Source organism: Flammeovirga agarivorans (assembly GCF_012641475.1).
GTDB lineage: Bacteria > Bacteroidota > Bacteroidia > Cytophagales > Flammeovirgaceae > Flammeovirga > Flammeovirga agarivorans.
On the sequence record NZ_JABAIL010000114.1, the window covers coordinates 1 to 585 of the forward strand.

Genomic DNA, 585 nt, shown 5'->3' on the forward strand with positions numbered 1-585 from the left:
GTGTCGATGTGGTAGCCTTCACCGGAAACGACATCCAATGGCTAAAAAACGCCTTTGGCGAATAGCGTAATACCAGAAGTAAGGGATCCCGTGCTCGACAGAATCAAAGCCTGCTTTACCGAAAGCATTCAAACCCAAATTGCCGCAGCGGAAGCACTCCCGGACGCCATCTCCCGGGCGGCGATGACGCTCGTCCAGTCCCTGCTTAACGGCAACAAAATCCTCTGTTGTGGTAATGGCACCTCCGCCGCCAACGCACAGCATTTTGCTGCCAGCATGATTAATCGCTTTGAAACGGAACGCCCTGGTTTACCTGCCATTGCACTAAATACCGATAATGTGGTCTTAACCGCCATCGCTAACGATCGCTTGCATGACGAGATCTACGCCAAGCAGGTGCGCGCCCTGGGACACGCCGGCGATGTGCTGCTGGCGATCTCTACGCGCGGAAACAGTCGGGACATCGTCAAGGCGGTGGAAGCCGCCGTGACCCGCGACATGACCATCGTCGCGTTAACCGGCTATGACGGCGGTGAGCTGGCGGGCCTGTTAGGTCAACAGGATGTCGAAATCCGCATCCCCTCC

The 585-nt window shown here is 56.6% G+C and carries 1 protein-coding gene; it reads left to right on the plus strand.

Going from position 1 to position 585, the window contains the following annotated elements; genetic code table 11:
- Positions 1–90: 90 nt before the first annotated feature.
- The coding region (gene diaA, locus HGP29_RS28500; protein ID WP_168885843.1) for a DnaA initiator-associating protein DiaA at positions 91–585 on the plus strand (495 nt) is incomplete at its 3' end.